At 54.5% G+C, this 22,699-nt stretch carries 20 protein-coding genes and 1 pseudogene; 8 read left to right on the top strand and 13 right to left on the bottom strand.

Going from position 1 to position 22,699, the window contains the following annotated elements; all coding sequences use genetic code 11:
• Nucleotides 1-25: 25 nt before the first annotated feature.
• The 3 genes and pseudogenes from O1V66_RS04470 to O1V66_RS04460 all read right to left on the bottom strand — a co-directional run.
• Nucleotides 26-259, bottom strand: a pseudogene (locus O1V66_RS04470) (XapX domain-containing protein); the annotation flags it as partial.
• A gap of 2 nt (nucleotides 260-261) precedes the next feature.
• Nucleotides 262-513: a DUF1427 family protein gene (locus tag O1V66_RS04465; protein ID WP_045046996.1), complete on the bottom strand. Its 252-nt coding sequence runs from the start codon at nucleotides 511-513 to the stop codon at nucleotides 262-264.
• A gap of 60 nt (nucleotides 514-573) precedes the next feature.
• Nucleotides 574-1,260 (bottom strand): hydrolase, encoded by a 687-nt coding sequence (locus O1V66_RS04460; RefSeq protein ID WP_045047558.1) that lies wholly within the window; start codon nucleotides 1,258-1,260, stop codon nucleotides 574-576.
• 359 nt (nucleotides 1,261-1,619) lie between these two features.
• Between O1V66_RS04460 and O1V66_RS04455 the strand changes: the two genes are divergently transcribed.
• Genes O1V66_RS04455 through O1V66_RS04445 form a run of 3 tightly spaced genes read left to right on the top strand, consistent with a single transcriptional unit; the run spans nucleotide 1,620 to nucleotide 6,020 of the window.
• Nucleotides 1,620-3,497, top strand: a complete 1,878-nt coding sequence (locus tag O1V66_RS04455; protein ID WP_045046997.1) for an amidohydrolase — start codon at nucleotides 1,620-1,622, stop codon at nucleotides 3,495-3,497.
• 21 nt (nucleotides 3,498-3,518) lie between these two features.
• Complete coding sequence (locus O1V66_RS04450; RefSeq protein ID WP_045046998.1) at nucleotides 3,519-5,147, top strand: MFS transporter; 1,629 nt, start codon at nucleotides 3,519-3,521, stop codon at nucleotides 5,145-5,147.
• Nucleotides 5,148-5,198: 51 nt separating this feature from the next.
• The gene (locus O1V66_RS04445; RefSeq protein WP_045046999.1) at nucleotides 5,199-6,020 is read left to right on the top strand and encodes an alpha/beta fold hydrolase; all 822 of its coding nucleotides are present in this window, start codon (nucleotides 5,199-5,201) and stop codon (nucleotides 6,018-6,020) included.
• 77 nt (nucleotides 6,021-6,097) lie between these two features.
• Here O1V66_RS04445 and O1V66_RS04440 read toward each other — a convergent pair whose 3' ends face one another.
• The 3 genes from O1V66_RS04440 to O1V66_RS04430 form a co-directional block, all read right to left on the bottom strand.
• On the bottom strand, nucleotides 6,098-6,733 hold the full coding sequence (locus O1V66_RS04440) for an aldo/keto reductase (protein ID WP_269128330.1): 636 nt from the start codon (nucleotides 6,731-6,733) through the stop codon (nucleotides 6,098-6,100).
• 22 nt (nucleotides 6,734-6,755) lie between these two features.
• Entirely contained in the window at nucleotides 6,756-7,184 is a 429-nt protein-coding gene (locus O1V66_RS04435) for an aldo/keto reductase (protein ID WP_206540481.1), read from the bottom strand.
• Between the two features lie 215 nt (nucleotides 7,185-7,399).
• Nucleotides 7,400-8,629 (bottom strand): cupin domain-containing protein, encoded by a 1,230-nt coding sequence (locus O1V66_RS04430; protein ID WP_045047000.1) that lies wholly within the window; start codon nucleotides 8,627-8,629, stop codon nucleotides 7,400-7,402.
• Nucleotides 8,630-9,326: 697 nt separating this feature from the next.
• On the opposite strand from O1V66_RS04430, the gene O1V66_RS04425 reads away from it, so the two are divergent.
• The gene (locus tag O1V66_RS04425; RefSeq protein ID WP_152623586.1) at nucleotides 9,327-9,644 is read left to right on the top strand and encodes a hypothetical protein; all 318 of its coding nucleotides are present in this window, start codon (nucleotides 9,327-9,329) and stop codon (nucleotides 9,642-9,644) included.
• A gap of 124 nt (nucleotides 9,645-9,768) precedes the next feature.
• Here O1V66_RS04425 and O1V66_RS04420 read toward each other — a convergent pair whose 3' ends face one another.
• The 3 genes from O1V66_RS04420 to O1V66_RS04410 form a co-directional block, all read right to left on the bottom strand.
• Entirely contained in the window at nucleotides 9,769-10,119 is a 351-nt protein-coding gene (locus O1V66_RS04420) for a DUF3147 family protein (RefSeq protein ID WP_045047002.1), read from the bottom strand.
• Nucleotides 10,120-10,179: 60 nt separating this feature from the next.
• On the bottom strand, nucleotides 10,180-10,515 hold the full coding sequence (locus tag O1V66_RS04415; RefSeq protein ID WP_269128148.1) for a hypothetical protein: 336 nt from the start codon (nucleotides 10,513-10,515) through the stop codon (nucleotides 10,180-10,182).
• 134 nt (nucleotides 10,516-10,649) lie between these two features.
• Nucleotides 10,650-11,537, bottom strand: coding sequence for a LysR family transcriptional regulator (locus tag O1V66_RS04410; protein WP_045047004.1), 888 nt, complete (start codon nucleotides 11,535-11,537; stop codon nucleotides 10,650-10,652).
• A gap of 99 nt (nucleotides 11,538-11,636) precedes the next feature.
• Between O1V66_RS04410 and O1V66_RS04405 the strand changes: the two genes are divergently transcribed.
• A complete protein-coding gene (locus O1V66_RS04405; protein ID WP_045047005.1) occupies nucleotides 11,637-12,233 on the top strand; it encodes a short chain dehydrogenase in 597 nt (198 codons plus the stop codon).
• Between the two features lie 129 nt (nucleotides 12,234-12,362).
• Here O1V66_RS04405 and O1V66_RS04400 read toward each other — a convergent pair whose 3' ends face one another.
• Nucleotides 12,363-12,599, bottom strand: a complete 237-nt coding sequence (locus O1V66_RS04400; protein ID WP_152623587.1) for a hypothetical protein — start codon at nucleotides 12,597-12,599, stop codon at nucleotides 12,363-12,365.
• 31 nt (nucleotides 12,600-12,630) lie between these two features.
• Nucleotides 12,631-17,190, bottom strand: a complete 4,560-nt coding sequence (locus tag O1V66_RS04395) for an autotransporter outer membrane beta-barrel domain-containing protein (RefSeq protein WP_052673381.1) — start codon at nucleotides 17,188-17,190, stop codon at nucleotides 12,631-12,633.
• Between the two features lie 765 nt (nucleotides 17,191-17,955).
• Between O1V66_RS04395 and O1V66_RS04390 the strand changes: the two genes are divergently transcribed.
• Both O1V66_RS04390 and O1V66_RS04385 read left to right on the top strand, forming a co-directional pair.
• Nucleotides 17,956-18,432, top strand: coding sequence for a nuclear transport factor 2 family protein (locus O1V66_RS04390; RefSeq protein WP_045047006.1), 477 nt, complete (start codon nucleotides 17,956-17,958; stop codon nucleotides 18,430-18,432).
• A 14-nt stretch (nucleotides 18,433-18,446) separates the two neighbouring features.
• On the top strand, nucleotides 18,447-19,175 hold the full coding sequence (locus O1V66_RS04385) for an SDR family oxidoreductase (protein WP_045047007.1): 729 nt from the start codon (nucleotides 18,447-18,449) through the stop codon (nucleotides 19,173-19,175).
• 105 nt (nucleotides 19,176-19,280) lie between these two features.
• On the opposite strand, the gene O1V66_RS04380 is transcribed toward O1V66_RS04385, so the two are convergent.
• The gene (locus O1V66_RS04380) at nucleotides 19,281-20,405 is read right to left on the bottom strand and encodes a mechanosensitive ion channel family protein (RefSeq protein ID WP_082050993.1); all 1,125 of its coding nucleotides are present in this window, start codon (nucleotides 20,403-20,405) and stop codon (nucleotides 19,281-19,283) included.
• A 511-nt stretch (nucleotides 20,406-20,916) separates the two neighbouring features.
• Between O1V66_RS04380 and O1V66_RS04375 the strand changes: the two genes are divergently transcribed.
• The gene (locus O1V66_RS04375) at nucleotides 20,917-21,444 is read left to right on the top strand and encodes a dihydrofolate reductase (protein WP_045047008.1); all 528 of its coding nucleotides are present in this window, start codon (nucleotides 20,917-20,919) and stop codon (nucleotides 21,442-21,444) included.
• Between the two features lie 75 nt (nucleotides 21,445-21,519).
• On the opposite strand, the gene O1V66_RS04370 is transcribed toward O1V66_RS04375, so the two are convergent.
• Complete coding sequence (locus tag O1V66_RS04370; protein ID WP_045047009.1) at nucleotides 21,520-22,500, bottom strand: VOC family protein; 981 nt, start codon at nucleotides 22,498-22,500, stop codon at nucleotides 21,520-21,522.
• Between the last annotated feature and the right edge of the window lie 199 nt (nucleotides 22,501-22,699).

Below are 22,699 nucleotides of genomic sequence, written 5' to 3'. Positions count from 1 at the left end.
ATTCCCTAAGGGGCTTTTTCTTGACCGGGGGCGGCGTGCCGCTGATTTTGGGCACACATTCGTGGCGGAACCAGGCCATCGTCACCGGTTGACGTTTGATTATTCGTTTCAACAGCGGGATTATCTGTTCCCCGACCAGCATGCCGAACAGTCCCAGCAGGGCAATAATCGGCGGTGCAGGAGAATTGATCGCCATGCAGCCATAAATCACGCCCGCCAGAATGCCGACGACGAGCGAGATAACATAAGATTTCAACATGATTAGCCTGCCTCGCCGCGACGTAACGGCAATGAAACGGGTTGCGCGGCGACAGAAAGCGGTGCGGCTGCCTGTATCGAGACAGAGACGGTACCTGTTTTCCCGACAACCTGCGCCATCAACTGACCGCCAATAATCATGCCCAGCAATCCTACCAGCGCTACGGCAGGCGGTGCCGGGGATCGCACATTCAACAGCGCATAGAACAGGCCGATAACCACGCCTGCCCCCAGCGAGATAACCCATGGACTCATGAAAAGGCTCCTTTCAGCGTCGATGCCGGTCGGCACAGCGCGTCGACCGGCAACGTGAAATTAGCGGGCCGGAACCGGCGCCAGTGTGCGGTGCTCGCTCTTCTGACGGGAAGGCGCCTTGTGAACCATGGTATAGGCGTAGTCGACACCCATGCCGTAGGCACCGGAGTGATCCTTGACGATGTTCATCACGGCATCATAGGTCTCCTTGTGCGCCCAGTCGCGCTGCCATTCCAGCATCACCTGCTGCCAGGTCACCGGAATCACGCCCGCCTGAATCATGCGCTGCATGGCGAAGTCATGGGCCTCCTTGCTGGTACCGCCGGACGCATCGGCCACCATGTAGATCTCGTAATCGCCTTCCAGCATCGCGCACAGCGCAAAGCTGTTGTTGCACACTTCCGTCCACAGGCCGGAAACCACCACTTTCTTCCTGCCGTTTTTCGCCAGTGCATCGCGCACTTTCTGGTCATCCCACGAGTTCATCGAGGAGCGTTCGAGAATGTCCTGCCCCGGAAACACGTCGAGCAGTTCAGGATAGGTGTGGCCCGAAAAGCTTTCAGTTTCAACGGTTGTCAGGATAGTTGGAATGGCAAATACCTTGGCCGCTTTCGCCAGGGCAACCACGTTGTTCTTCAGGACCTGACGGTCGATTGACTGTACGCCGAAGGCCATCTGCGGCTGCTGGTCGATAAAGATAATCTGGCAGTTCTGAGGCGTCAGGACTTCAAGTTTTGAATTGGACATGAATTTACCCATTGAGGTTGATGAAACTGAATTTCCGTCTCTTCGGACACGGAGAAAATGACAGCAACCGGTCGCCACACCTCGTCAAGACCCGCAATACGTTTACCTGATCGAAAAGCGCTTCGGGATAGAACCGGCGGCCACTGTCGGAAGTCAGTGTAGGAGGCCTGCCCCCGGCGAACTATTATCTCTGCGTATAACTATACGTTCGTATAGGTATCCTTTCGTATAACTAGACGCCACGCGTTTTCGCTCACCATAATCCGGCTATTCATTCGCTGCCTGTCCTTCGGCAGCACACTTCTCGTCTCGCGGCACAGGCCGCGGCAATCAATCAGATAGCCAGTTCAGGAGAGTCTATGGTTTCGCTTGGAAAAGCATCGCTGATTTTAACCAACGGCAAATTTCACACGGTCGACAGGGCCAATCCGCTGGCCGACGCTGTGGCGATTCAGGATGGCAAGTTTCTTGCCGTTGGCACTCTGGCCGAGGTAATGGAATATCATGATGACGCGACAAAGGTCATCGACCTCAAGGGCCACACCGCCGTGCCGGGCCTTAACGATTCCCATCTGCATCTGATTCGCGGCGGACTGAATTACAACCTTGAACTGCGCTGGGAAGGCGTGCCTTCCGTGGCGGATGCTCTGAGAATGCTGAAAGCGCAGGCCCTGCGCACGCCGTCGCCCCAGTGGGTTCGCGTGGTGGGTGGCTGGACCGAGTTCCAGTTTGCCGAACGCCGAATGCCCACGCTTGATGAAATCAACGAGGCGGCCCCCGATACGCCGGTGTTTGTGCTGCATCTTTACGACCGCGCCCTGCTCAATCGCGCCGCTCTCAAGGTCGTCGGCTATACCAAAGACACGCCGAACCCGCCGGGCGGCGAAATTCAGCGCGACGGCAACGGCAATCCGACCGGCATGCTGATTGCCCGTCCAAATGCCATGATCCTCTACGCTACACTCGCCAAAGGCCCGACCTTGCCGCTGGAACAGCAGGTCAATTCGACCCGCCAGTTTATGCGCGAACTCAACCGTCTCGGCCTGACCAGCGCTATCGATGCGGGAGGCGGTTTCCAGAACTATCCCGAAGATTATCAAGTCATTGCCCAGCTTCACGAAAACAAGCAAATGACGCTGCGCATCGCCTATAACCTCTTTACCCAGCGCCCCGGCCACGAGCTGGAAGATTTCGAAAAGTGGACCGACATGCTGTCGCCGGGTCAGGGCAGCGACTATTTTCGCCACAATGGCGCGGGCGAAATGCTGGTGTTTTCGGCGGCAGACTTCGAAGACTTCCTCGAACCTCGCCCTGATCTTGCGCCGGGCATGGAAGACGAGCTCGAGCGCGTGGTGCGCCATCTGGTCGAGCACCGCTGGCCGTTTCGTCTGCACGCCACCTATGATGAATCGATTGGCCGCATGCTGGACGTGTTCGAAAAGGTCAACCGCGACATTCCCTTCAACGGCCTGCACTGGTTCTTCGACCATGCCGAAACCGTTACGCAGAAAAACATCGATCGCATCAAAGAGCTGGGCGGCGGCATTGCCGTACAGCACCGCATGGCGTTTCAGGGCGAATATTTTGCCGAGCGCTACGGCATCGAGGCAACCCGCCATACGCCGCCGGTGACCCGTATGCTGGAAACCGGCGTGCCGGTGGGGCTGGGCACGGACGCCACCCGCGTCGCCAGCTACAACCCGTGGACCGCGCTGTACTGGCTGGTGTCGGGCCGCACCGTCGGCGGCATGCAGATGTATGACGTCAATTCGCGTCTCGACCGCGATACGGCACTGATGCTGTGGACGCAAGGCAGCGCCTGGTTCTCCAGCGAACAGGGCAAGAAAGGCCAGATAATCGTCGGCCAGCTCGCTGATTTGGCGGTGCTGAGCAAAGACTATTTCTCTGTGCCGGAAGAAGAGATCAAAGGGATTGAATCGGTGCTGACCGTGGTCGACGGCAACGTGGTCTATGCCGCAGGCGCGCTCGGCAGCGAAGCGCTCCCCGCCATCCCTGTTCTGCCGGACTGGTCGCCGGTGGTCAAGGTGCCGGGTCACTATCGCAGCGCCCCGCCGTCGTCGGCAAGCCGTGTCGGCATGATGCCCATGGCGCATCAGTGCAGCGGTCCTTGTGGCGTGCATACCCACAACCATGACGTTGCCCGCGGAGCCAACCTGCCGGTTTCCGAGGAAAACGCATTCTGGGGCGCGCTCGGCTGTAGCTGCTTCGCCTTTTAATGTTGATAAAGAGACGCAGCAATGACCCAAGTCAATGATATTCAGCAGGTCACGCCCGACGTGCCCGCAGAGGTGCCGGTAACCGGTACCTCGCCCTGGCAACCCTTGCGGCAGCCGGTTTTTCGCATGATCTGGATTGCCACGGTCGTGTCCAACATCGGGTCGTGGATGAACGATGTCGGCGTGAACTGGACCATGCTGACGTTAAGCGCGGACCCGCTGTCGGTTGCGCTGGTTCAGGCCGCCAGCAGCCTGCCGATGTTCCTGTTTGCGCTGCCGTCCGGCGTTATGGCAGACATCGTCGACCGCCGTAAATACCTGCTGTTTTCGCAGCTGTGGGTGTTTGTTGCGGCCACGGGGCTGACGGTGCTGTCGTTTACCGGGCATGTTACGCCGCTGGTGCTGCTGGTCGCCGCCTTCCTGTTGAGTACCGGGGCGGCGATGAGTTCCCCGCCGTTTCAGGCCATCGTGCCTGATCTAGTGAAAAAACAGGAGCTGGGCCCCGCGATTGCATTGAACTCGCTTGGCATCAACATCAGCCGCGCCATTGGCCCTGCACTGGGCGGGCTTATCCTGTCGTTTGCCGGGCCGTGGGTCGTGTTTATGCTCAATGCGCTGTCCGTGGTGGGTGTGGCCTGGGTGCTGTATCGCTGGAAAGCCGAACCTAGTGTGCAACGTCTGCCGCCGGAGCACTTCTTCTCGGCGGTTCGCGCCGGGCTTCGCTATGTGCATGCTGCGCCGGTACTGCGCAATGTGCTGGCGCGCACGGTGGCTTTCTTTCTGTTTGGCAGCGCAGGCTGGGCCTTGTTGCCGCTGGTGGCACGCCGCGAGCTGGGACTCGGCCCCGGCGGCTACGGCATCCTGCTTGCCTTTATCGGCGTCGGGGCCATCTTCGGGGCCGTTCTGCTGCCCCGCCTGCGCAAGCGTTTCAACGCCGACAGCCTGATGGTGCTTGCCAGCCTGATGTTCGCCCTGACCATGCTGGCACTGGCGTTTGTCAGAAATGTCTGGCTGCTCAATGCCTTTGAATTTTTTACCGGTTTCTCGTGGATTGCGGCGCTCTCCACCCTGAATCTCGGCGCACAGCGCAGCGCCGCCAAATGGGTGAAAGCGCGGGCGCTGGCGGTTTATCTCACCGTGTTCTTTGGTGCGATGACGGTGGGCAGCGCGGTTTGGGGTCAGTTGGCCTCGCACTTCAGCATTCCGATTTCACTGTGTATCGCGACGGTCGGTATGGTGCTTGGCAGCACCACCGTGTTGCGCTGGCGTCTGGATAAAGACCCGGACCTCAATCTCGACAGCGCCACCGAAGTCGGGAACAGCACGATGCCGACTATTCATCACGACCGCGGTCCGGTCATGGTGAGCTACGAATATCGTATTAAGGATGAAGATGCGCGCCGCTTTACTGTCTGCATGCAGGATATGCGGCGTGTCAGACGTCGCGGAGGCGCGATCAACTGGTCCGTGTATGAAGATATCCTGCAGCCGGGCATCTTTGTCGAAACCTTTGTGGTCGGTTCATGGATGGAACATCTGCGGCAGAAAGAGCGCTACACCATTAACGATCGCAAGATTCAAAGCCGGGTTTATGCATTTCATCAGGGAGAAAACCTTCCTGAAGTGCGGTATCTGGTCGCGCCGGTCTAACCGGTACGCCCGTTACCTTTTGTACTTTCATTCACTATAGGGCCACATCCAATGAGCACAATAACCACGACCGACGGAACTAAAATCTATTTTAAAGATTGGGGCACAGGCAAACCAGTGCTGTTCAGCCACGGCTGGCCGCTGGATGCCGATATGTGGGACAGCCAGATGAATTATCTGGCCGAGCGCGGCTATCGGGTTATCGCCTTCGACCGCCGCGGCTTCGGCCGCTCGGATCAACCCTGGACCGGCAATGACTACAACACCTTTGCCTCCGATATTGACGCGTTGATAAACCATCTGGATCTTCAGGACGTCACTCTGGTGGGCTTTTCAATGGGCGGCGGGGATGTGGCGCGCTATATCGGCCATTACGGCACGGCTCGCGTAGCCAATCTGGTGCTGCTGGGGGCCGTTACCCCTATCTTTGGTCAGGCCGATGATTATCCGCAGGGCGTGGATCTCTCCGTGTTCGCAGGTATTCGAGACGGGCTGTTAAAAGACCGCGCGCAGTTTATCAGCGATTTCGCGACGCCGTTCTATGGCCTCAATGCCGGTCAAACCGTGTCGGAGGGCGTGTTGACGCAGACGCTGAATATCGCCCTGCTGGCTTCGCTGAAAAGCACCGTCGACTGTGTTACCGCGTTTTCCGAAACCGATTTCCGCGACGACATGGCCAAAATCGATGTGCCGACGCTGGTCATTCACGGCAGCAACGACCAGGTTGTGCCGTTCGAAACCACCGGCAAAGTGGCGGCCGAGATGATTCGCGGTGCCGAATTGAAGGTGTACGACAATGCGCCGCACGGCTTTGCCGCAACACATCAGGACCAGCTTAATCAGGATCTGCTGGCCTTTTTGCAGGCGCATTAAGGAATGAAGACAAGTCGTTGAGATGAAGTATTGAACCCGCCTTCACTGCCCGGATATCGCCGGGCAGTGAAGATGATTTATCTTTGCGACAAGTCTTTGCGGTTGTCGAGCGTCTGGCGATGCTCATCCAGGAAAGGCTTCTCGGCAGGGTCTATCCTGTCCATTCCCGCCGTAAAGCGGTGCCAGTAAGGATACTGCGGCGCCTGCCGCGTCACCTGTTCGATTCTCTGCCGCTGCTCGTCACTCAATGTCAGGCTCATCGCCTCGAGATTTTCGCGAAGATGCGCTTCGGTGCGGTTGCCCACAATCAGCGAGGTCACGCCGGGCCGTGTCGCCAGCCATGCCAGACACACCTGTGCGACCGAGGCATCGAGCTGCGCCCCAACCTCCGCGAGCACCTCAATCACATCAAAGGCGCGGTCCATGTCATGCACATAGGGTTCGGGCCAGCCGCTGCCCTGACGATGCGAGGCTGGCGTCTTGTTGCCTCTGCGTACGACACCGGTAAGCAGCCCCTCCCCCAGCGGTCCCCACACCAGCGTACCGATGTCTTGATCCAGCGCCATCGGCAACAATTCATACTCCGCCTCCCGCGATTCCGGCGTGTAGTAGATTTGCTGACTCACCGGCTTTTGCAGCCGATTCACCTCGGCGCTGCCAAGCGTTTTCATCATCTGCCAGGCCGTATAGTTTGAAGTGCCGAAGTAGCGGATTTTGCCGCTCTTGGTCAGGTCCTCAAGCGCACGCAGTGTCTCTTCGACCGGTCGTCACGCCGTCCCAGTTATGGATCTGATAAAGATCGATATGATCGGTTTTCAGGCGGCGCAGACTGGCTTCGCAGGCCTTGATCAGATGATGGCGGCTCGCCCCGCTGTCATTGGGATCGTCACTTAGCGGACTGCGCGCCTTGGATGTCAGAATGATTTGGTTGCGCTTTTCGCCGAGCGCTTCGCCAAGCACCTCTTCCGCCCCGCCGCTTGAGTACAGGTCGGCGGTATCGACGGTATTGACGCCGTAATCCAGCGCGATATCGATAAATCGCCGCGCTTCGGCCGCGTTGACGTTACCGGTTTTTTCAAACCCTGCCTTGCCCGCAAAAGGGACCGTTCCCAATGCAAATTGTGAAACGAGTAGCCCTGAATGACCCAATTTTTTGTACTGCATTTCCTACCTCCTTCTCGGATTGATGGGGATGTCGGTGCCGCAGTGAAAGTAATTTCTTTTACGACCACTTTTATTTTTAAAAACAGCAAGACCCTAAAAGGGTAGAAGCCGATGTGGCGATGCGCAATCTTGACACCGCCTTCAGGTTCGGGAAAAAAGAGAAATCACCCGCAGGAAAAAGGAAAAAAACTGGCCGATTTCCCGGCCAGAGGTCGCTATTTAACCACAGGATTTTTTTGCAGTGACAGGGCCTTCATGAAGGTGTCGTCAAGCTTGAGATGCTGTCTCACAAGCTCTGGCGGCGTGCTGGCCAACCATTGATTCAACGAAATATCGGCATAGTAATCGCTCTTGAACAGCTCAAGAAACCGCAGCGGACCTTTTCCGGTATTTTCGATGTAATGGCCCATCGCAAAAGGCACATATCCCACATCGCCTGCGCGATAATCGAACGTTCTCGCCTGACCGGACGAGGCAAAGACCCCCATACGCCCTTCGCCTTCCAGATAATATTGCCATTCGTCATTGTTGGGATGCCAGTGCAGTTCACGCAGTCCGCCTGGCTCGATTTCGACAAGCGCGGCGGCAATGGTTTTGGAAATAGGGAAAGTAGAGGAGTCCGTTATCCTTACCGTGCCGCCCGGTGCCTTGATAGGCTCCTGCGCAAGCATGCGGTGGGTAAACTGCAATCTGGATTTTTTGGCGTTTTGAGTCGCGTCCGAGGCCAGACTGCCGGGAACCGTACCGGCAAAGATGTATTCGTCACTTGGTGACGGCAGGTTGGTGAAGGTCGAAACGGGCACCTTGAAGTTCTTGGCAAGGATCTCGGGGGGAATATGCTTGAACCAGTCGGACAGTAAAAAGGTGCTGTCTTCGTCGAAACTTCCATCGTCAAACGCCAGCAGGAATTCACAGCCGTCCGGTCCGATTCCCTGAATCGAATGCGGCATGCCCGGCGGGAAATACCACAGATCGCCAACCCCGATGTCGTCGACAAACCATCCACCTTCGGTATCGAACGCGGTGACCCGCGCGTTTCCGTAGGTCATGTAGGCCCATTCGCCCTCTTTGTGCCAGTGCAGTTCGCGGATCCCGCCTGCGTTGAGGCGCATATCCACGCCCGCGATGGTGGTGGAAATCCCCAGTTCGCGCTGAGTAACCTGACGGGTCCAGCCGCCGCTTCCTTTACGCACGTGCGAATCGCTGAAGGAGAAGCGCAGATTCGGGACGGTGCCGCTGTCGGTGGACGGCGGGTCGACGATGTCAGGATTCTCGGCTTCGCGGATAGGGTCATGAGGGCCGGGATCGCGACCGCCGCCAGGTGGATTGCTGCCTGCCGGATACACCTTGATATTGTTGTCGTGGGCGTGAACCTGTCCGGCGACCAGTGCGACCGTTCCGCCCGCGGCGAACGCCATAAAATGTCTTCTCGACATCTTTTCCATTTTAACCTCTCCTTAATAATTGGATGACATGCTTGGTGAGTGCAGCACAAGGTTATAGCGGGATTTGCAATTAGGCGTGTAACAAAATAGCAACATCGACAAAGGAGGGTTTACGGCCTAAGCGGTTGAGCCGTTTAAAAACGTAAGAACTTAATACGGCTTGTTTAAATTCCATTTATGTTGCGAACAAAGGTTACCGTTTTTAACGCACACAAAGCTTACAATGCCGTTTCCTGTTTAAACTTTGTTAAATTAGTAGAACCCGTGTCATTGACATATTCACTTACGGATTGCCGATAAATTTAACGTTAATTGACCGATTCCTGTCACCGAGGCATGCCATTTTCTCTTTGCACTGTGTTTGTCATGTTGGCCACAACCCGCACGAGATTGGCTTGAAGGTATTTCTAATAATTATCCTATTTCATTCGCCCTCTGCGTTAAATTATCATCTTGTTTATTATTTGTTGAGGTTGGAATGAATAAATAATTATTTTCCGCCCCTTGAATAAAGAGAGGAAGTCGACCGGTAATGTGTTCTAAATATCTCTATTGTCACTGTTTAATAAAATAGCGATGCGTCGAGAGGTCGATTATTTTCGTTAACCCGATGCTTTACGGGTGGTTTAAAATTATTATGAATGATACGTTGGAAGGCGATAAACGCCCCAATTAACAGAGCGAGTTAATGATAACCATGAATGATAATGAATTGTTGTTACTTGCAGGGATTGCGGTAAAAAATAAAGGCAAGGTTGCGCCCGGCGACAACTGGGACCCTCTCAACAATGAGACTGAGGCCACGCGGCTCAAGGAGTTGCTGGATATCTCGCTACGTATTCGTGAAGAGGAACTGATAGCCCCGCGCTACGCCAGCGCCTGTTATATTGACAATGACGGGTTCTCTCACTGGTTCCACGAACCTAATCCTAGAACCGAAGGCGAAATTGACGCGCTGGTGCGCCGCGTTATTGTCAAGGCCGCCGCCGATATCGGTAAAAATGTCGCGCCGTGATTTTCTTCACTTATTAATATCGAAACGTCAATGACGGAATCTTCTCTATTTATTGAGCAGGATTATTACATTTAAAAAGAACGGCTTGATACTCTTGTAAGCCGTTCTTTTTCTGTCTGTTGTGTTAAAGAAGATTAATACCAAAGCGGCGTAACAACAGCGCGTATCCCCAGAATATAACAAGGGTCATGAGGCAGGATGCCAATAACGCCATCCAGAATCCCCACCGTTGATACATTAACGGGAAACACAGAAACATGGGCAATGTCGGTACAACATACCAGAATGTGTACCAGGCGTGACTGGCGATTTTTTGCTGCGTCTGCCCTTCTATTTTCATCCAGATCAAGACCAGCACAGTGACCAGAGGCAACGCCGCCAGCAGGCCGCCGAGGCGATCGCTGCGTTTTGCGACTTCAGATACCAAGACAATGATCCCCGCCGTCACCGCATATTTTACAATGAGCCACATCATGTTCCTGAATCCTCGCCAGCCTTAAAAAGCCCGACGGTCGTCAGGCAGGTTATCGTCTCGTTAATCGAGCCGTGCATTCATCAACGTCCGACAGGTGTCGGCGGTGCTGAATACCGACTGTTTCTCGTTGGCGGAAAGTCGGTTCCAGGTGTCGAACACCTTGCTTCCGAGTGCGGCATTGTAGTTTATCTTTTGCAGCGCATAGTCCGAGTTGCCGCCATCGATCACCGTCTGCATATCCTTTTCGAACCGACTGCTGTCGTCATGATGAATCGCGCAGAACACCGAGACGTAATAGGCCTTGTCTTCTTTCGAGTAATGGGGAGTAAGCCACCAGCCAAGCAGCGCGGCGCAAACGGCCAGCGGAATAATAAAACGCGGTTTAAGGTATGACATTTTTTACCCGTTAAAGAATGAAAATTGACCGCAGACCGGCTGCGGAGCCGCAAGAATAAGGCAAGCCGACGACCGGCACAAGTTAAGCGGGGTTGACGTTACAGAAAGGTTTAGGCATCGCGTCTGCCTGATTTCTATTGCAGCGCCTGAGGCGCATGGTCCGCTACCCAGTTTACAAAGCTTTGATGTTTCGCCGTAATGTGACGATCCTGATTCCATAACAGGTGTACAGGTCGTGGCGGCGGTAACGCGTCGTTCAGCACCGTCACGAGTTTTCCATCGGCGATATCTTCCGCCAGCAGCAAATGCGGTTGCAGCACCAACCCTGCGCCTGCAAGCGCCGCCTGCCGCAGTGCCTGCCCATCGTTGCAGAGGAAAGTGGCATTCTCGGGCCAAATAAGATGGTCGCCACTACGCCAGGCATTGCGCTTGTTCCAGTGGCTGTAACGCAGGCAGCGATGTTCGGCGAGCTGGGCAAGCGACGTGGGCACCCCGAATTGTTCAAGGTAGGCCGGTGACGCCGCAATCACCATGCGATATTCGCCAATGCGTCTGGCGACCCACGGCGTATCCGCCGCCAACTCGCCTACGCGAAAGGCAAAGTCATACCCCTCCGCGATGACATCCACGAAGCGATCGCTGAGTTCAAGTTCAATCAACACGTCGGGAAAGGCCTGCTGAAACGCCGTGCACAGCTCGGCAATAATGCAGCTGCCAAGCGTGGTGGAAGACGAGATACGCAGACTCCCGGCCGGAAAACGGCGCAGACTCTCTATTCGCTGCTCGGCCCCGCGCAGTGCGCCGAGCACCTGCAAACTCTCCTGATACCAGGCGCTGCCCGCTTCGGTCAGCGTTTGCCGACGCGTATTGCGCTGCAGCAGCCGCGCCTGCAACCGGGTTTCCATCTGGGCGACCACCTTGCCGACACTCACCGAAGAGATGTCCAGTCGCTTGGCCGCTTCGCTGAAACTGCCTGCCTCGACCACCGCAACAAACACTTCCATTCCGCGCAGTGTATTCATGATTACTCACTTTTAGTTTCGAATGATTAAATTTTTCACTCATTTTTCCCGTGATTGCAATCTGTCAGGATGAAATTCGACTTTATGAGGAGCAAAAAGATGAAGATTATGATTCTGGGTGCCAGCGGCATCATTGGGCGCGCGGTCGCCGACAATCTGCACACCGATCACCAGATTATCCGTGTCGGCAGAACGCACGGCGAGGTGCAGGCCGATTTGACGGACGAGGCCAGCGTCAAGGCGCTGTTTGCCCAAACCGGCAAGGTAGACGCGATTGTCGCCGCCACGGGCAGTGTACATTTTGGCCCGCTGGACGAGATGACCCCACAACAGTTCGACGTCGGTCTGCAAAATAAGCTGATGGGTCAGGTACGGCTTGTGCTGCTAGGCAAGGAGTATCTTAATCCGGGCGGCTCTTTTACCCTGACCAGCGGCATATTAACGCATCATCCCGTTCGCACCGGCGTCAATGCCACGGCGGTGAACGCAGCGCTTGAAGGTTTTGTGCTTGCCGCCGCCAATGAGCTTGGGGGATTGCGGATAAACGCCGTGAGCCCGACGGTGGTGACCGAAGCGCTCGGAAAATACGCACCGTTCTTTCCGGGATTTGAAAGCGCCTCGGCAAGCCGCGTCGCGTTGGCCTATCGCCGCAGCATTGAAGGCATCGACAACGGCAAAATTTACCGGGTGTGGTGATTGGCCGGGCCCTTCCGGGGCTGTCAGATTTTGAAGACGGAAACGTAGACGCTGTCCATAGGGTAGTGACGCGGCATCCAAAGCATAGACAGCAGAATCAGCCGCGCCGGAAGATAAAGATAGCAGGCTTTAATAATCCACTGAATCTGCCTGCATCGTCATGCACACCGTGGCGCGTTGCTCTGCACCTATCGACAGGGTAAACGCGCCCACCAGCAAGCCCGCCGCGCCGTCACCGGCCAGCAGCATGAAAGGCATACCCGGCAGACTTATCGCCCCTGCCCGTAAAACACCCGCAGCCGGTTGAAATACTGCACCAGACAAGGCACGGCCAAGGAGGCTATAAGCGGCACAAAGGTTGCGCACGACAGAGAGGCTCCGGACATCGACGGTAGCTTCACCAGAGGTATTTGATGCCCAGCATGGCGTCGGTATTGCTGTACCCTGCGTCACCGATTTGCTGCCCCACATTGCCCCAGGCGGTAAGATTTTGACTCAGTTGGCCTTCAACGCCGGTTCTGACTTCCCCGATATTGCGTGCACCGTCCTGACTCAAGGCCAACCCATTGAGCCGGGTACTGAACGCTCGGGAATTGTGCAGCCAGTTCACCTCGACAAAGGGTTGGAAGTCGCGATTTTTGCCGTCATCCCCCTTGCTGTGTCCTTTCATGAAAAGGCGAGTACCAAGACGGGTCTGCACATTGGCGTTATTGTCGCGGGTTACCTGCGTGCCGTTGCTTTCCGTGTGGTCATCCGCTTTGACGCCCATCCACACTATCTGCGCCTGCGGCTGGACATACACCGTTTCAAGGCTTTGCTGACGGGTAAAGAATTGGCCGATTTTCCAGGTGTAGCCGCTTTCCAGCGAGGCGCTGACGCCGCGTGAATGATACTGTTCTTCGGGTAAACCTTCTCCGCTGACCGTATTTTTAAACCCGCTATATTGGGCCCAGCTATCGACATAAACGCCGGTCTTCTGCGCGTTGTTGGCAAACCAGGTGCCATAAATGCCCACACTGTAGCCGTTGACCTGACCTTTCGACGTCGTCCCTGTGTTCTGCGAACGCGTATGGCTCTGGTTATTGCCGTAGCCTGCCATCAGCCCGAGATGGCCCCTGTCCTGCCCGTCGCCGCTCCACTGCGCGACGTCGCCGCCCAGCATGACAACATATTGATTACTTTGGGTGTTGAGCGAACCCACCGTCGAGCGCCCGTTATGATGCGTGCCCACCTGCCGAAGCCACAGGCTTGTGACCTGTTTCTCGCCGGTCAGCGCATCGGTGTACTGCGTTTCGCCCAGCCTATCGTGCAGGCGAGTGTTGAACATCGTGTTCGCCGCCGCCAGATTCTCGAGATAACTTCCGGCTTCGGGGCGCAGCATAATGTCGCTATCGCCGCCGGCAAGCGCTGGCGACGCCGGATTCTCCGGTACAGGTAACAGGGGATCGAGAGGGGGCAAGGAGGGATCGGCGGGCGGCGAGAGAGGATCCTCGGGTGTCGGTGGCAGATTTGGGCTGTCCGGCGGGGTTGGAGGAATCTGCCCCGGCGGCGTGCTGGCGCTGTTGGTGAGATACCAGTTGGCCTGATTGCTGCCCGCTCCGCGCGTGAGCCGATAGTCATAGGCACCCGCGACGATTCGCCCCTCCTGCAGGAATTGCCCGTTGGAGTTGCCGCCGACTTCGATAAGTTCGATGCCGTTTAGGGTTCTCGCCCCGCTGCCGCCTGCATTGAGCACGCTCACGTAACTGGTACCGCCGGTATCGCCCAATATCGACAGCCGATCGGTCGCCGAATTATCGTCGCCCAGCGCCGTATTGAATAAAATCCTGCCGTTATTGCCCTGATAATTGCCGTTGACCGTCAGAGCATTGCCCGGGCGAAGCGCACTGCCCGTTTGCCCAAGCTGAACCACCCCGCTATTGACCAGATTTCCGCCGACAGTCAGGGCATCGTTATTTGCCGAGACAACGAGGGGCGACACCGCCCGCAGAGTAGCAAGGGCGGTAACCGGAAAGAGAGCGTCGGCCGCAGACGCGGGTTCACTGCCAACACGCAGCAGACTGCGGTTATTCACATCCCCTGCCACCGCGCCGTTGGCGGCCAGAAAACCCTGATCGATATTGACCTCGGAGGTGGCGAGCGTCAGAGGTTGACGGCGATTCCCCAAGACGAGTCCACCCTGATTAATTTGGGTTTTACCGATATAGGCCGCGCTCGCTGCGGTCAGTGTGACTACGCCGATGCCCTGCTTGGCGAGATTGCCCGACCCCGTGACGGTGTTATTTAACGTCCAGTCGGTGTCGGTCGCGAGATTCAGACTGCCTTTGTCGTAGACGGTCGCGCTGCCAAGCTGGCCTGCTTCCGCCGCCGTGAGCAGGCTGGTTTCATCGATACTAAAACTGCCGCCGAACGCGCGGTTATCGGCCGCCAATACCATCTGGCTGTCATTGAGTGCCACGTCGCCATTATTGCCAAGCCGGTTGATTAACTGACCTCGTGCACCGTTGAACGCGAGTCGCCCCGCATTATCGATATCTCCACGTCCCAGTCCTGCGGCATTGTCGAGATTGACCGTGGCACCGTTCTGTATGTGTGTGGTGGCCATCAACGCGCTGTTGTCGCCATTAATGTCTAAAATGCCATTGTTCAATGTCAGCATGCCTTCGCCAAGCAGTCGCCCCGCTATTCGTCCGCCCTGATTGATAACCAGACTGCCGCCGTTGAGATCCACCTGTGAGCTTTCCGCAGTGGCGATGCGCCCAACGCCTTGCGAGTAACCGTTCATGTCCAGCGTGGTCGCGGCCGCCATTTGCAGCAGCGCCGTATTGCCGAGCACACGGTCGTTGTTCATCAACAATCGTCCCGTGCGCAGGTAAGTGGTGCCCGTATAGTCGTTATCGCGATTTGAAAGAGAAACCGTGCCGTTAGCGGCATTCTCGATTGCCACAACGCCACTGCCGGTCACCTTTGCCCCAAGGTCGGCGGCATTGCCCGTAGCGCCTTCGCTGTTCAGCACCAGAGCGGTGTCACCCGTACCCTCGAGATTCACCTGCTTCAAGGCATAGGCGATATACAATCCGTCCTGCGCTACTCCCGTAGATAACCGCCAGTCCCATATCCCCTGCGCCACGCTTGCGCCGTCTTGCAAAATGCCGACGGTAAGGGCGTCAGTAACCAGGCTGCCGTCGGCCCGGGTCAGAACCAGGCCCGAGGCATTGCCGGTCACCGTGCCGTTCGATGCCGCCAGTTTAACCTGCGTAGAACCGTCGTCCTGCGCCAGTAACGGAACATTGTCGGCATTGACCGACGGCGTATTAAGCATGCCATCGACGCCGACCCTTACCGTTCCGCTGCCGCCAAGATTGAGCTCGCGCCTTGTTTGCAGGGTATTGGCCGCCATGCGGTCACCGGGAGCGAGCCGACCAAAATCGAGAGTGCCGCCGTCAAAAGCCAGTCCGCCAATCGTCTGAGTTCCGCTGCCGACAGTGGTAATACTTCCGGCCGCCGCTTTCAGCGTCGCCTGACTCATCGCCAGCGTATTCACGCCGCTCAGATCAAAGCGGCTGTTACGCAGTTCAACGGTGCCCGCGAAATTATCTGCGGCGTTGTTGTCATCAAAGCGAAAGGCATTGCCTCCGGTGTCGGCGACAACCGTGCCGCTGCCGCCTAGATGGCTTCGCAACGTGGTGTCACTGCGGCCAACAATGGCCAATGTACTGCCGGTATCGAGGGTATACCCCGTATTGAAGCCGTCATTACCGGCGTCGCCCAACGGCAGAAGTTTGTTGTCCAGCGTCAATAGCGAGCCGTCAACGAGGTCGATGTGCTCAATGCCGCGCAGAACGTGGGCCTCGCTGTAAACATATTGACTTTTAGTCATGACTAACCTGTCATCGCCCGTTCCACCGTCGATCAATGGCGATGTGGCGGCGGTGGCGGCATCGAGTCGGGTAAATTCAATGCGGTCATTGTCCGCCTCCATCAGCACGTTGCCGAAAATGCTGCCGCCTTCCCAATGAAAGAGATCGTTTCCAGTGCTCATCCTGATTTCGCCGCGAAGCGTTCCGCCTGTCATCGTGACGCTATCCGTGCCGCCGCTGACACTGATACTGCCGCCAATCACGCTGGTGCCGCTGACGATGATGAGATCATTACCCAATCCGGTGACCAGATTGCCGGCAATTTCGCCGCCGGACATCCTGAAGATATTATTGTCCAGCCGCATATTGACGCGGCCAATCCTGCCGCCGGTCATGGTGGCCACATCGCCGTCTTCAAAGGCGTTGACGATATTGCCGCCACTCAGCGTGAAGGTATCGCGATTGTCGCCTTGAAACAGCGATCCTAGCGTGCCGCCTGTCATCACAAAATCGTCGATGCCGTTTCCTTGCAACAGCGACTCGGTTATTGTTCCGCCGCTTATCAGGGTCTTGTCTGCGCCATTGCCCTGATCTACGTTGCCGGTGAGCGTTCCACCGGTCATATTCAGTGTGTCATTGCCATTTCCAAATACCACCGCATTGCCGCCCGCCACGCCACGAACCGTACCGCTGTTGATGAGTGTGTTATTGCCGTTGCCATTAAACTGAACGCCCGCGCCTGATGTGCCCACGATAGCGCCGCGATTATCGACCACGCTGCTGCCTTCGCGCAGCAATATGCCCGTGGTGCCCGTCAACTGACCGCCATTGATGAGGGTGCTCCCTGCGCCGAGCGAAACGGCTGCGGCATTGCCCACATTCAGCACGCTACCCGCCGCATTGTTTAGCGATACGCCCGAACTTCCGGTTGCGCCGACAACGGGCGTCGTGCCCGGATTGGGCGCAGCCGTATCACATATTACGGATTGACCGGTCGTGGGTTGCGAGATATTACAGGCGGCAGACGTCTCATTGGCCGACGAAAGTGCAAGATAGAGGCAGGTCGAAATAAACGAAGCCTTGAAAGGTGATTTCATTTTCAGCTCATCTTATTTATCGACGGCACCCGGTGACAGGCCATTGACCCGAGAAAAAATAACTGTAGGTAAAATTGTCGCATATAACTCAGACCAGCACCGCAAATCTGTTAATTTCATCGCACAATTAAACATAAGAAAAACTTTAGTTTTTTTGCACTTCACTGCGCGGTAAATAACAAATGTTGTCTGTGAGGCATATGGACGTTAATTAATAAGAGTAAAACTACAGTAATGCGCAAAACGTTATAGCGGTATTATCAGGCGGAAGTCTTCCGCTTTAATCTGACAAAACGCAAATACGCCAAAATTTCTTTCAGACGCTTATCGAGATTATCAAGATGCACGATGACATTAACGCTCATCGCTTATTCATTGAGATAGTCAGTCTGGCTACTCTTTTTATCAGGCAAGGAGAGATTTTTATCTGCCACCGTTAAATCTCTCTTGCACATTCAGGGTGATGCTGCATAAGAGGACTTCTACCCTCGTGCTCCACTTTTTTAGTGGATTACCCTCATCAAAACCGGTTGCCGATTTTCTCGGCCTTCGACATAAACACCACTTTATTTAGTAGCCACTACAATAAATGGCATTTTACAAACTTTCATCTCTTTGATTAAAAACAAATAACCATAATACCTAAAAATACCTCCTTGCATTCACCCTCGCTACTATGTAGTAATCACTACATAAAGATATTGGCCTTGTGCCTGTTCTTCCCGTCATGGACGGGATTTATCCACTCCAGTGAGGTGTTACCCAATGACGACGGAAAATCGTTACGACCCTATTCAGCAATACATCGATGAATCTAGAATTCAGCGCCTGCTTTCTCTCTATGCCCACAATCTGGACGACGGAAAGTTCACCGAAAATGCCCTGCTTTTCGAACACGCTGATTTTATCGTGATCAATGACTTCGCCCACGGCAGTCAGGAAGTTAAACAATTCTTCGAGAACGGCGTGCAGCGTCATGAAGACGGCACGCCCCGAACCTGGCATAGCGTCTCCAACGTGTTGATTGAGCTTTCTGCCACCGGTGAGACGGCCCGTTCAGTCTGCTATTTTACCGTTCATCAGGCTCTGGACGCCTTTCCGTTACAGCCGATTTGCGCAGGGCGATATGAAGACAGCTTTGAAAAATATCAAGGAGAGTGGCGATTTACCTCGCGTAAGGTAGTGCCGCGTTTGATGGGCGATGTCCATCTGCACGTAGGCCAGCCTCTCGACAGCCACTAATTTTAGGAGAGGATATGGAACGCACCAAAACGGCGCTCGTCACGGGCGCAAACAAAGGTATCGGCCTTGCCATTGTCCGGGGATTGGCGAAAACCGGCATGTCGGTCTGGCTGGGCGCTCGCGACAGGTCACGCGGCGAAGAGGCGGTTGCCAGTCTGCGCGATGAGGGACTGGACGTCAGGCTGCTGGAAATCGACGTGGCGGATGACGCGAGTGTCGCGCGCGCGGCCAAGGCGCTGGCCGGTGAAATCGATGCCCTCGATGTGCTCGTCAACAATGCAGGGATTATTCTGGACTCTACCTCCCCGCCCAGTCAGATTAAGCTGTCGGTCATGAAAACCGTGTTCGAGGTCAATGTGTTCGGGCCGGTAAGAGTGACGCAAGCCCTGTTACCCTTGATGAAGGCGGCCGAGGGCGCACGCGTGGTCATGATGGGCAGCGGCGTGGGATCGCTGACGTTGATTACGGACCCGACCTCACTTTATTCAACGGTAAATCTGCTGGATTACACTTCATCGAAGGTGGCTTTGAATGCGATTGCCGTCTCCTTTGCCAAAGAGTTGGCGACTTTCGGCATCAAGGTCAATGTTGTCGAACCGGGGCATGTACGCACCGACCTCAACGGCAACAGCGGGTTGCTGACACCTGACCAGGGCGCGGAAACGGCAATCAAGATGGCATTACTCAGCGCAGACGGCCCCACGGGCGGATTTTTTGGCAGCCACGGCCGACAACCCTGGTAAAGCGGGGCGACCTTGACTCTCGAAGGGAGATTCCCGCTTGACCGGAAACCTCCCTTTCCGCAGATAAAGGGCTAGGATTACGGCACGTCAATAACGGCGGCAATATTAGCGCCCATAGGATTTTGCCGTATTTTCCTGTGATTTACGTGGAAACTCCGTAACGGAATCATGGTTCCTTCTGACATAGACACTTTGGGTCGGTATCGCGAGATAGATGTCGTTTTCTTCCAGTTCTTCCATCAGGCGGATATTAATCTCCTGCTGCATATCCATATATTTATTGTAATCGGCGCTGGCAACAATATAGACCACTTCAAAGGTTAATCTGAAGTCGTCAAATGACAGAAAATGACCGCGGTCGAAATTGGCATCTTCGATATCTTCAACGATATCTTTAAGAATACCGCCGACCAGCCGCAATTTTTCAGGTGGCGTGGAATAAGCCAGACCAAACTGAAATACGATTCTGCGTGTTTGCATACGTTTATAGTTATGAATGGTCTGCTGGAGCAATATGGCATTCGCACAGACGATTTGCTCACCGCTGAGGCTGCGAATACGCGTGGTTTTTAAACCAATATGTTCGATAGTACCGGAAATGTCTTTGAATACGACAAAATCACCAATCACAAAGGGTTTGTCGAAGCCGATGGCAAGCGAGGCCAAAACATCGCTGAGAACCGCTTGCACGGCCAGAGCGATAGCAATACCGCCGACACCTAGACTGGCAACCAGTGCCGTGATATTGACGCCCATATTGCCCAGAATCGACAGCAGCATCAGGGTCCAGACCAGAATTCTGGCCATGACGCCGAGTATCACCAACGTAACTGTATTTCGCATCGCGCCCGGATTACCGGACATTTTCTGCGACCAGGTATGAATGGCACTGTCAATCCACAGCGCTATCTGGATGGTCAACACTAAAAACCACGCGTGCGACAACGTATTTTGCCATTTGTCGGGTAAATCGATAAACCGGAGACTAATCAGCAGAGATATAAAAAAGATCAGCAACCTTTTGGTGTTCTTGAGCATATTTACCCCGATAAGGTAAAATGCGCTGTGTTGAGTGGTGCTCAAGCTCTTGACGCGTCGTCCCAAAAACGCGATGCATTGCGAAATCAACCAGTATAATAATGCCGTAGCCACAAACACTACGGTTATGTTTAACCAGAAGGTCGTGGAGGTGACGACACGAAATACATCCAGATTTTTAATAATATCCACGTAACCCATCCTAAAATCCATGACGAAAGTCAATTTATAAAAAACATCAACATTAACCATGGCATAGGAAAGCGGGTTTATCAAACTCGGGGAAGGTAAAGGCTAATTTCAACAGGCGCGATTAATAGGAAAACTCCGTAAAATAAAGATAAAGCTTTTCATTCCTATTTTTTATTATTCTTCGAGACGAGTAAAACCAGAAATTAAGCGCCGACACTCTTTTTGATGAAGAAAATTTTTATCGGCTTGAGGCGATTTCATTGAATGATGCCCGATAACGCGGCGCGGATGTTTTTTTATCGCAATTAAATTTTTAAATTCCTTATTGCGGTTGAATTGGCGAGTTTATTTAGTGCCTCACTCCACAAATTCGCATTTTTTATAAATTATATTTCCCTCTTAACGTGTAAGCTTTTGGTAAAGCCCTGATCGTTAGCTAGGTTATCACTTACAATCATTAATATTTATGATGTTTTTTAGATTCGCACAGCTAAAGTTGGAAATAAATAAAATGTTGATATCTATAACTTATACGGCTTCGCAGAATGGCGTGCTCAGGCACAAGAATACGGTTCCCTGGGAAAATACCGAGGAGTTGCGCTGTGACGATTTTATAAAAGCTTCCCGCACGCGGCTTTTGGTGCTGGGACGTTTTAGCTTTGAAGCATTGAAAATCAATCTGGATTGTGACTTTCTCGTGCTGAGTACCACCCAAACCGGAATCGGTGTGGGGGGCGTGCGCTATGTGGCGACGCTGGCGCAGGCCATCGAAATTGGCAGAGCGGGAGGTTATAAGGAAATGATCATCAGCGGGGGACGGCCGTTGATTGCCGAGGCGATGCTCATTGCAGATATTATCTATAAAAGTACCATTCTGGTTGAACCCCAGGGAACCGTGTATGCGCCGGCCATTCCTGTACATTTCCATCTCGTCTGGGGAAAAAACATCAAGGGAAACCCCTCACACTCATACCAGACGTACACCCTTGCCGAGCATCGAAAGTTAAAATTCGATCTCGTAGGATTGTTATTACCCTGATCCCGCCTCGCCTGTTTTTTTCTGCTTCTCATCCCACAGAAAAAAGGAGAGTGCGGGATGCACTCTCCTGCCGAGTTACTCTTTCAGGTGCTTCGGCACGGGCGGCGTACCGTGCGTGTGGAAAGTCTCAATGGTTTTCAATCCCCATGCCTGCCCCTTCTTGCGCTCCGTTTCTGTCCAGACCACCGTTTCCCAGTCGGGTGCCAGAATCAGCCGCGCACCGGAGTTTGCCAACTCGACACGGTTGCCCGCGGGTTCCCAGACATAGAGGAAGAAGGTTCCCTGAATCGCATGTTTATGCGGGCCGGTTTCAATATGCACGCCGTTTTCCAGAAAAATGTCGGCGGCGCGAAGAATGTCTTCACGGGAGTCTGTCGCATAGGTCACGTGATGCAACCGCCCCATGCCGCCACCGTGTTCTTCGGTGCAGGCCAAATCATAGGTTTTATTGTTAATGGTAAACCAGCAGCCCCCGATACGGCCGTTATCGAGCTGAATCATCTCCGTTACGCGCGAGCCTAGACAGGTTTCCATAAACTTTTTGAATTCACTGACGTCAGAGGCCAGCAGGTTAAGATGATCCAGACGGCGAGGCGACGCCCCACGGCCATGATACCGCTGGGCAAGATTCTTGAGCGAAGGACGTTCACCGTCTGCGGCCTGATAACGCACCGTGTCGTAATAAATCTCGAAGATATGACCAAACGGATCGGCAAAGCGGAAGGCTCGACCGTGTCCCTTTTCGTCATCGACCCACCCGATAACCTCGTAGTCGCTGGCTTCAATTACCGCGACACGGCGCATGAGTGCAGCCTCGGACGACGCGCGATAGGCAATATGTCCTACGCCGGTGGTGTGATGACGGGTCAGTTTCAGGGTATGAAATTCATAATCGTCCCAGGCGCGTAACCACGCGTGGTTCTCATCCTGAGCGGAGACAGTAAGGCCATACACGTTCACGAAGAAATCGAGACTCTCATCGAATTTGTCAGTGTAAATCTCTACATGGGCCAGATGGGCAATATCAAAACAAGGTTCTGGACGTTGATGGGTCATGAGGGTCTTCCTATTCGTGTAGCCATACAAAAATGTCGAGTGTTCTGAAAGCAGGTTAACCGCCCAGGCTATGCAGGTCAGCTGGTTTAAACTTATAAGGGCATGAGTTTCATTTATATTGTGATTGAAGTAGCAAATTCATGATGACTCTCAAACTTATTGAAATCAGCCCGTTCCACGCCTATCCATTTCCGGGCTG

This window comes from Rouxiella chamberiensis (assembly GCF_026967475.1).
In the GTDB taxonomy this organism is placed as follows: domain Bacteria; phylum Pseudomonadota; class Gammaproteobacteria; order Enterobacterales; family Enterobacteriaceae; genus Rouxiella; species Rouxiella chamberiensis.
Note: the sequence above shows the minus strand (reverse complement) of the source record. Positions and strands in the feature narration are given on the sequence as shown.